Here is an 8,246-nt window from a genome sequence, read left to right on the forward strand (position 1 = left end):
CGCGGTGCGCCCCGCGGCCAGGTCAACGTGGCGCTCCCGCAGCTCGCCCCACAGCCCGCGATCCGGCGGCCGGCACCGTGCCGAAGACGGGCGAGCGCGGCCCGCCGCCGCACGGTCAGCGCCCGGTCTCGGCCGCCCGCTGATACCCCCGCACCGCCGGGTAGGCGAAGACGGCGATCAGGGCGACGGTCCAGAGCACCGTCTTGAGCAGCGGCTCGGCCACCGGCCCGCCGTAGGAGAGGCCGCGCATGGCCTCGATGGCACAGCTCATGGGCTGGTTCTGTACCGTGCTCTGCAGCCAGGTGGGGTAGGCGAAGACCGGGACGAAGCCGGAGTTGAAGAACATCAGCAGGGTGTTCATGATGCCGATGATGTTCACCAGCATGACGCCCTCGGAGATCGTGGCCAGCGCGGTCACCAGCACCGCGAAGCCCATGCCGAAGAGCACCGGAATGCCGATCAGCCCGAGCGCGGCGAGCGGGCCCTGGTCGAAGCGGAAGCCGAGGGTGAACCCGACCAGGATGACGAAGAGCGTGGTCACCAGGACCCGCAGCGCCTCGGCGAGCATGCGGCCGGTGAGCCCGGCGGCGCGGTGCACCGGCATGGTCCAGAACCGGCCGAGCAGCCCGGTGGCCTTCTCCGCCTTGAAGCCGAGCGCGCTCACCACCGAGCCGGTCATGGCCGCGATCAGGGTGAGCAGGGCGACCTGGCCGTAGATGCTCGGCATGCCGGTGGCGCTGGTGATGGAGTCACCGAGCACCACCTTGAACATGAGCAGGGTGAGCGCCGGGTAGACCAGGGTCTGGATGGTGGTGCCCGGGTCCCTGGCCCAGACCAGCAGCAGCCGCTTGCACTGCAGCAGGCTGTGCGCGGCCCAGCTGCGCAGCGAGTTCTCCGCGGCGGGGCTGGTCTCCGGCAGCGGGCTGCCGTGCCAGGTGATCTCCCGCTCGACCGTCTCGACCGTACTCATGCCCGCCTCACACTCGCCCAGATCGCCAGCGGGGTGAACACCAGGAGTCCGCTGATCAGCCATACCAGCGGGACCCAGAGCACCTGCCAGGTAACGCCGTCCGCCGCCATGTCGCGCAACGCGAAGGAGAACTGCGAGATCGGCTGGTTGCGCACGAAGGGCCGGATCCACGCGGGGAAGCTCGCCTCCGGCACGAAGCCGCAGGAGAGCATGCCGAAGATGATGGTGGGCAGGGTGAGCGCCTGGCTCAGCGACTCCGGGCTCTTGGTCACGCTGCCGAGCGCGTCGGCGCCGATGGCGAGCATGGTGCCGACGCCGAGCGAGAAGACGCAGAACAGCGCCGCCTGCCCCCAGCCCGCGCTGAACCGGAACCCGATCAGGTGCCCGAAGACCAGCGCCGCCGCCAGCGAGCAGCTGGAGCGCACCACACCGGCGCAGATCCGCGAGGTGAGCGGCACCAGCGCGCCGATCGGCATGCTCTGCAGCCTGGTGCTCAGCCCGGTGAGCGCCTCGAAGGCGGCGAGCTGGGCATTGGACATCATGGTGAAGGCCATGGTCTGCAGCACGATGATGGGCATGACGAACTGCGCGTAGTCGATGCCCTGGAACTTCATCACGTAGCGCAGCGGCAGGTAGAAGCCGAGCGTGAAGACGAGCGGGGTGAGCATGGCGACGATCAGCTCGCCCTTGGTGGCCATCACCCAGATCACCCGGCCGGTGAGCGCCCGCCACTGCGCGAACGAGTTCGGCTTCGCCTCGGGCAGCTCCGCGAAGAGCTCGGCGGTTGCGGTCACCGCTGCCCGCCGGAGTGGCCGGTGATGCTCAGGAAGACATCGTCCAGCGAGGGGCGGCGCAGCGCGATATCGGCGAGCTGGATCCCGGCGGCGTCCAGCCTGCGCACCGCCTCGGCCAGCGTGCTCGCACCGCCGGGGGCCGGGATGGAGAGCCGGTCGTGGCCGGGCAGGTCGGCGCGGACGGCCTCGGGCACCAGGTCGCCGAGCGCGGCGACGGCGAAGTCCAGGCGCTTGGGGTCGAGCGGGACGATCTCGCACCAGCTGCCGCCGGTGCGCTCCTTGAGCTGGTCGGCGGTGCCCTCGGCGATCACGGTGCCGTGGTCGATGACGATGATGTTGTCGCTGAGGACGTCGGCCTCCTCCAGGTACTGCGTGGTCAGCAGCACCGTGATGCCCTGCTCCTTGAGCGCGGTCACCAGCTCCCAGACGCCCTGGCGGCTGCGCGGGTCGAGGCCGGTGGTCGGCTCGTCCAGGAACACCACCTCGGGGCGGACCACCAGGCCGCAGGCGATGTCGACGCGCCTGCGCATGCCGCCGGAGTAGTTCCGCACGGCGCGGCGGCCCGCGCTCACCAGGTCGAACTCCTCCAGCAGGCTGTCCGCGCGCCTGCGAGCGGCGGATTTTGTCAGCCCCATGAGCCTGCCGAAGAGCTCCAGGTTCTCCCGGCCGGAGAGGTTCTCGTCCAGCGCGGCGTACTGGCCGGTCATCATGATCGACCGGCGCACGCCCGCCGGGTCGCGCAGCACGTCGTGCCCGGCGACGACGGCGGTGCCGGAGTCCGGGCGCAGCAGGGTGGCCAGGATCTTGACGGTGGTGGTCTTGCCCGCGCCGTTCGGGCCGAGAATGCCGAGCACCTTGCCGCGTTCGGCCTGGAAGCCGATGCCCTGGAGGGCGTGGACGTCGCCGAAGGACTTCCGGACGTCGGTCACCGAGACCGCGGCCTCGCGGACCTCCCGGGAAGTCGTTTCGCGCACGGGCGCCTCCACTACGTTCGGACTCGGCATCAACTCTCCACTATCGGGCGGGTGCGGCGGGCGGCACGGACGAACTGTCCCGGGCTTTTTGATCCTCCGCGTCGGGCGCGATGTTACCGGCCGCATTTCCCGGTGGCGCGCAGTCGGCCCGTACCCAATCGCGCACCATTCAACTGTGGTATTCATCACAGGGCGGCGTTGCGATGCCGGTCACGTCGGTGCCCTTCGCCGCGGTGGATCGGACGTCCTTGTCCGCCATTGCATCACCCGCCTACCCTGCTGTTCGGGGGGCCGGAATTTCGCCGGTAGCAGGGTGGGCACACCGATCTCGAAAGGGTGACCATGGTTGAGTCCGCGCAGCCGACAGTGGCGGCGCTCCGGGGAGGACCGGACCGACCGAACACCGTGACCATCCGCGATCCGCGTACCGGCGAGACCGTCGGCGACTACGCGATCATGGGCGCACGGGATGTCGAGCACGCGGTGCGCGCCGCGAAACGCGCCGAGAAGTGGTGGGCGGGAATGACCTTCGCCGCCCGGAGACGGATCCTGCTGGCCTGGAAGCGGCTGATCGCGCGGCGCGCGGGCGAGCTGGTCGAGCTGCTCAGCGCCGAGACCGGCAAGCCGGAGGCCGATGCCGCCATCGAGGTCATGCTCGCGGTGCAGAACCTGGACTGGGCGGCGCGCCATGCCGCGCGGGCGCTCGGCCGCCGGAACCTGCGCTCCACCTGGCTGAGCCGCAATCAGCATGCCTCGGTGGGGTACCTGCCGCTCGGCGTGATCGGGGTGCTCGGGGCCTGGAACAACCCGGTCTTCACCCCGATGGGGTCGATCGCCTACGCCATGGCGGCGGGCAACGCGGTGGTGTTCAAACCGCATGAGCTGACCACCGGCGTCGGGGTCTGGCTGGCCGCGAGCTGGGCCGAGATAGAGCCGGATCAGCCGGTGCTGCAGGCGGTCACCGGCGACGACCGCACCGGCATCGCGCTCTGCCGTGCCGCGGTGGACAAGATCGCGTACGCCGGGTCGGAGCGGGACGCCCGCCCGGTGATCGCCGAGTGCTCGCGCTCGCGCACCCCGGTGGTGGTCGAGCGCAGCGGCAAGGGCTCGATGGTGGTGCACGTGGACGCCCGGCTCCGGGACGCGGCGCAGGCCGCGGTCTTCGGGGCCATGTCCAATGCCGGGCAGAACGTCACCGGTATCCAGCGCGCCTACGTGCCCGCCTCGATCTACGAGCGCTTCCTCGACCTGGTGGCCGAGCAGGCCGCCGCGCTGCGGCCCGGCGCCGACCGGCGCGCCTCCTACGGCCCGATGATCCTGGAACCGCAGATCGAGGTGGTGCGCAAGCAGGTGCGGGACGCGCTGACCAGGGGCGGGCGCGCGGTGGTCGGCGGGCTGGATTCGATCCGGGAGCCGTATATCGAGCCGATCGTGCTCACCGAGGTGCCGGAGGAGAGCATCGCGATCACCGGTGAGGGCATCGGGCCCGTGCTCATCGTGAACAAGGTGGCCGATATCGACGAGGCGGCGGAGCGGATCAATGCCGCCAGCAACGGGATCGCGGTCTCGGTCTTCACCAGGGATGTCGCCGAGGTGGCCGCCTTCGCGGAGAAGCTGCGGGTCGGGGTGGTGACCATCAACTCGTCCTCGGCCTACGCCGGGATTCCGGCGCTGCCCTTCGGCGGGGTCGGCGAGTACGGGCAGGGGCACAGCCACGGGGTGCAGGGGTTGCAGGAGTTCAGCCGGACGCTGGCGATCGCGCGCAAGCGCTACCGGGCCCAGGTGAGCCTCTCGACCTTCCACCGGCACCGGCGGCACCTGCGCGCGGCCCGGGTCATGTTCGAGCTGCGGCACGGGCGGCTGGGCTGAGGGTCGTCGTCCGCGGTCGGCAGCGCACGGCTCGGCCGAGGGCACGACCGCGGAGCCGGCCGCGGGACAGCTCCGGGCTCGGCGGCCGAGGGGCACGACTGCGGAGCGGGCCGCATCGGGACAGCTCCGGGCTGCCGAGGGGCACGGTCACGGTGCCGACCGCGGCTCGGCTCAGGGTTCGCCGAGCAGGACCGCGAGCATCAGCGCGTGCACCCGGGCCAGCTGCTCGGGGCGGCTGTCGAAGCGGATCAGCCTGCCCACGTCGATCACCTGGCCGAGCGCGGTGTGCACCCGGAACCTGGCCTCGATCGGGTCGCCGTCGAGCAGGTTCGCCCACTCCAGCACGTTCTGCCGCTGGATGGCGCGCAGCTTGTGCTGCTCGGCCTGCGGCAGATTACTGAACTCGGCGTAGTACACCGGCATGATCTCCGGCATGGTGAAGGTGAGCCGGGCGTAGCGCTCGGCGATCCGGCGCACCGCGTCCGGGCGGTCGGTCGCCTCGGCCAGCGCCTCGGTGAGCGCGATGGCGACCCGGTCGCCGGTGCGGTAGAAGGCGGCGGCGAGCAGGTCGGCCTTGCTGCTGAAGTAGCGGTAGACGCTGGAGGCGTTGATCCCGACGGCGGCGCCGATCTCCTCGATGCTGGCCTCGTGGTAGCCCTGCCTGCCGAAGATCCGGATCGCCTCGGTGAGCAGTTGTTCGCGTTTCGAGGTGACCGGGAGGCCGCGCACGGCCGGCCCGGGATCGGGCTGCTCGGGGGCCGGCGGCAGCTCCGCGCGCAGCACCGCCCAGCTCATGCCGGTGAGCAGCGGGAGCAGCCTGGTGCCGGACAGCGCGGTGCGGTGCGCCGAGATGCTGGCGACCACGCTGAGCACCGAGGCGGAGAGCATGGCGACGTCGGCCCGCGTCGCCTCCGGGCGCAGCGCGCCGATGGGTTCGGCCAGAGTGGCGTTCAGGTCGTCGTAGATGCGCCGGATCCGCACCCGGTCGTCGCGCTCCAGGTAGCGCCGCTCCCAGCGGTAGAGCCCGCCCTCGCGGCGGATCTCGATGGTGTGCTCGGCGATGCCGCGGATCAGCTTGTCCAGGCGTTCCGGCGGGTCGGCGGCGGGATCGTCGGCGGCGCGGGCCACCTCCAGCAGGACACGGGCGCCCTCCTCGGCGGCCGCGACCAGCAGCGCGTACTTGTTCGTGAAGTGCCGGTACAGCGCGGGGCCGGAGATGCCGACCTCGGCCGCGATCTCGTCCACGCCGACCGGGTAGTAGCCGCGCTCGCTGAAGGCGCGGGCGGCGGCGCGGATGATCTGGACCTTGCGGTCCTTCGGGCGGCGGCGCACCGGCTGGCCGGATTCGGGCCGCGCGGCGGCGAGCCCGGCCTCGCTGCGATCCGCGACCATACACCTCTCCGTTCCCTCCGGCTCCCCGTCTGTTGACAGCACCGGACCAATCACCCTAAGTTAACCACAATTCGCAAAGTTAGCCATCATTCATCGCACAGCGCCCGCTGAACTTCCTACCAGGAGACCGACATGAGCAACCCCGATTCCGTCCAGACGGCGGCTCCGGCCGGATTCTCGGCTGTGCGCGACGGCACCATCCTGCGCATCACGATCACGAACCCCAAGCGCAAGAACGCGATCGACTTCGACACCATGGTCGCGCTCGGGGATACCTTCCTCGCCGCCGCCGACGACCGCTCGGTGCGCGCCATCCTGCTCACCGGCGAGGGTGGCGATTTCTGCACCGGCGCCGATCTCTCCGCCGCCGATGCCGAGGCACAGCGCGGGATCACCCCGGACCAGGTGATGGACGCGGCGAACCGGCTGGTGCGCTCGATCGTCGCGGTGCCGGTGCCGGTGATCGTGCGGATCAGGGGCGCGGCGGCCGGGGTCGGGGTGGGGGTCGCGCTCGCCGCCGACCTGGTCTACGCGAGCGCGGATTCCTACCTGCTGCTCGCCTTCATCAATATCGGGCTGATGCCGGACGGCGGGGCGGCGGCGCTGGTCGCGGCCGCCGCGGGGCGTCCGTTCGCCGCCAAGCTGGCGCTGCTCGGCGAGCGGCTGCCCGCCGCCGAGGCGCACGCCGCCGGGCTCTTCACCGCGGTGGTGGCCGATGCCGAGCTGGACGCGGTGGTCGAGGCGGTGGCGGCGAAGGTGGCGGCGGGGCCGCGGCGGGCGCTCGAGCTCACCAAGCAGGCGCTGAACGCCGCCACCCTGACCAGGCTGGAGGCCACGCTGGCCGCGGAGAAGACCGGGCAGATCGAGCTGCTGCAGTCGGCGGACTTCGCCGAGGGGGCGGCGGCGATGCTCAGCAAGCGGAAGCCGGTCTTCTCGGACTAGCCGGTGGGCCAGTGGAATTCGGGGTCGCGGGCGTAGTCGGCGCGGCGCTGGTCGAGTGCCGCGGTAACCATGTCGCCGGCGCCGGGGCCGATGATGCGGCGCAGGGGTGGGTTCGGGTCGGCGGGCTCACCGAGGCGTACGCCGACGTCGTGCTCGCGGCGGCGCTCGCCTACCTGCTGCCGGAATAGCGAACGCCCCGGCCGCCGCTGCGGGCCGGGGCGTCCACCGGGTACCTACAGACCGAGGCCGCGGGCCAGGGTCGGCCAGGACGCGGGCAGCTCGTCGCGCCAGTAGCCCCAGGAGTGGGTGCCATCCGGGCGGAAGTTGACCGTGGCCGGGATGTTCAGCTGCTTCAGCTTGTCGGCCAGGTTGCGCGTGCAGTAGTTGGTGCCCGCCTCGATGACGCCGCCGACGACCAGCTGGTTCGCCAGCCCCGACGAACCGGGGAGGGCGTAGGGGCCGTCCAGGGTGTCGTGCCTGCCCGGCAGGCCGCTGCCGGTGGAGATGTACAGCTCGGTGCCGCGCAGCCGCTCGGCGTTCACGTACGGGTCGTTGGCGACCCACTCCGGGCTGCCCTCCGGGCCCCACATGTTCAGGGTGTCGCCGCCGCCCCAGACCTCGACGGTGAGCCGCACGAACTCCGAGCCGACCGGGTCACTGGTCATGGCGCAGCCGCTGTAGGCGGCGGCCGCCTGGTACAGCCCGGGCTTGGCGATCGGCAGTGCGAGCACCGTGGTGCCGGAGGTGGAGAGCCCGGCGATGGCGTTCGTGCCGTTGGTGCCGAGCGCGCCGTCCACCAGCGGGGGCAGCTCCTCGGTGAAGAAGGTCTTCCACTTGTTGCGGCCGAGCACCGGGTCGTCGGCGATCCAGTCGGTGTAGTAGCTCCACTTGCCACCGATGGGCTGGATGACGTTGACGTTCTTGTCCGAGAGGAATTGCAGCGCGTCGGTCTTGGCCTGCCAGGAGGCGTCGTCCTCGCCGCCGCCCGCGCCGTTGAGCAGGTAGAGCGTGGGGCGCGGCTCCGAGGTGTCGGCCGGCCGCTGCACGTCGATCAGGATGTTCTCGTCCATGGCGGCGGAGTACACGTGCAGCCGCAGGCTGCGGGCATCCTTGTACTCGGCCTTGACGATCTTCGAGCCGTCCGGCGCGACCGGGTTACCGAGCAGGGCCTTCTGATCCATGATCGGGTCGGCCGTCGCCGTCGAGGTGCCGAGACCGGACAGCAGGCCGCCGAGCACCGCCGTCGTCGCGATCATCACGGCCGCGCGGGTACCGCGGCGCCGGCTGGGTCGACGTATCAATTTC

Annotated in this window: 8 protein-coding genes; 3 read left to right on the forward strand and 5 right to left on the reverse strand. The window is 71.4% G+C overall.

Translation table 11 applies throughout. The features are described 5' to 3' along the window. Positions 1-115 precede the first annotated feature (115 nt). Genes NH2_RS01630 through NH2_RS01640 form a run of 3 tightly spaced genes read right to left on the reverse strand, consistent with a single transcriptional unit; the run spans position 116 to position 2,768 of the window. Positions 116-970: an ABC transporter permease gene (locus NH2_RS01630; RefSeq protein WP_067646969.1), complete on the reverse strand. Its 855-nt coding sequence runs from the start codon at positions 968-970 to the stop codon at positions 116-118. Continuing rightward, positions 967-1,764, reverse strand: a complete 798-nt coding sequence (locus tag NH2_RS01635) for an ABC transporter permease (RefSeq protein WP_067646971.1) — start codon at positions 1,762-1,764, stop codon at positions 967-969. Before NH2_RS01635 ends, NH2_RS01630 begins: the two co-directional genes overlap by 4 nt. After that, complete coding sequence (locus tag NH2_RS01640; RefSeq protein ID WP_067646974.1) at positions 1,761-2,768, reverse strand: daunorubicin/doxorubicin resistance ABC transporter ATP-binding protein DrrA; 1,008 nt, start codon at positions 2,766-2,768, stop codon at positions 1,761-1,763. The genes NH2_RS01635 and NH2_RS01640 overlap by 4 nt, the downstream gene beginning before the upstream one ends. A 312-nt stretch (positions 2,769-3,080) precedes the next feature. Here NH2_RS01640 and NH2_RS01645 point away from each other — a divergent pair, with 312 nt between their 5' ends. After that, positions 3,081-4,607 (forward strand): aldehyde dehydrogenase family protein, encoded by a 1,527-nt coding sequence (locus tag NH2_RS01645; protein WP_084505164.1) that lies wholly within the window; start codon positions 3,081-3,083, stop codon positions 4,605-4,607. A 171-nt stretch (positions 4,608-4,778) separates the two neighbouring features. On the opposite strand, the gene NH2_RS01650 is transcribed toward NH2_RS01645, so the two are convergent. Then, positions 4,779-5,999: a TetR/AcrR family transcriptional regulator gene (locus NH2_RS01650; RefSeq protein ID WP_067646978.1), complete on the reverse strand. Its 1,221-nt coding sequence runs from the start codon at positions 5,997-5,999 to the stop codon at positions 4,779-4,781. 132 nt (positions 6,000-6,131) lie between these two features. Between NH2_RS01650 and NH2_RS01655 the strand changes: the two genes are divergently transcribed. Both NH2_RS01655 and NH2_RS28520 read left to right on the forward strand, forming a co-directional pair. Then, positions 6,132-6,941, forward strand: coding sequence for an enoyl-CoA hydratase-related protein (locus NH2_RS01655; RefSeq protein WP_067646982.1), 810 nt, complete (start codon positions 6,132-6,134; stop codon positions 6,939-6,941). 11 nt (positions 6,942-6,952) lie between these two features. Beyond that, positions 6,953-7,129, forward strand: a complete 177-nt coding sequence (locus NH2_RS28520) for a hypothetical protein (RefSeq protein ID WP_157103557.1) — start codon at positions 6,953-6,955, stop codon at positions 7,127-7,129. Between the two features lie 45 nt (positions 7,130-7,174). On the opposite strand, the gene NH2_RS01660 is transcribed toward NH2_RS28520, so the two are convergent. Then, on the reverse strand, positions 7,175-8,197 hold the full coding sequence (locus NH2_RS01660) for an alpha/beta hydrolase (RefSeq protein WP_067646985.1): 1,023 nt from the start codon (positions 8,195-8,197) through the stop codon (positions 7,175-7,177). Positions 8,198-8,246 lie beyond the last annotated feature (49 nt).

Origin of the sequence: Nocardia harenae NBRC 108248 (genome assembly GCF_001612885.1) — a bacterium.
Classification (GTDB): Bacteria; Actinomycetota; Actinomycetes; order Mycobacteriales; family Mycobacteriaceae; genus Nocardia; species Nocardia harenae.

Bases quoted from the DNA above. Each gene is read 5' to 3' on its own strand.
- NH2_RS01630 (WP_067646969.1), bottom strand. From the start codon at position 970: ATGAGTACGGTCGAGACGGTCGAGCGGGAGATCACCTGGCACGGCAGC.
- NH2_RS01640 (WP_067646974.1), bottom strand. From the start codon at position 2,768: ATGCCGAGTCCGAACGTAGTGGAGGCGCCCGTGCGCGAAACGACTTCC.
- NH2_RS01645 (WP_084505164.1), top strand. From the start codon at position 3,081: ATGGTTGAGTCCGCGCAGCCGACAGTGGCGGCGCTCCGGGGAGGACCG.
- NH2_RS01650 (WP_067646978.1), bottom strand. From the start codon at position 5,999: ATGGTCGCGGATCGCAGCGAGGCCGGGCTCGCCGCCGCGCGGCCCGAA.
- NH2_RS01655 (WP_067646982.1), top strand. From the start codon at position 6,132: ATGAGCAACCCCGATTCCGTCCAGACGGCGGCTCCGGCCGGATTCTCG.
- NH2_RS01660 (WP_067646985.1), bottom strand. From the start codon at position 8,197: ATGATCGCGACGACGGCGGTGCTCGGCGGCCTGCTGTCCGGTCTCGGC.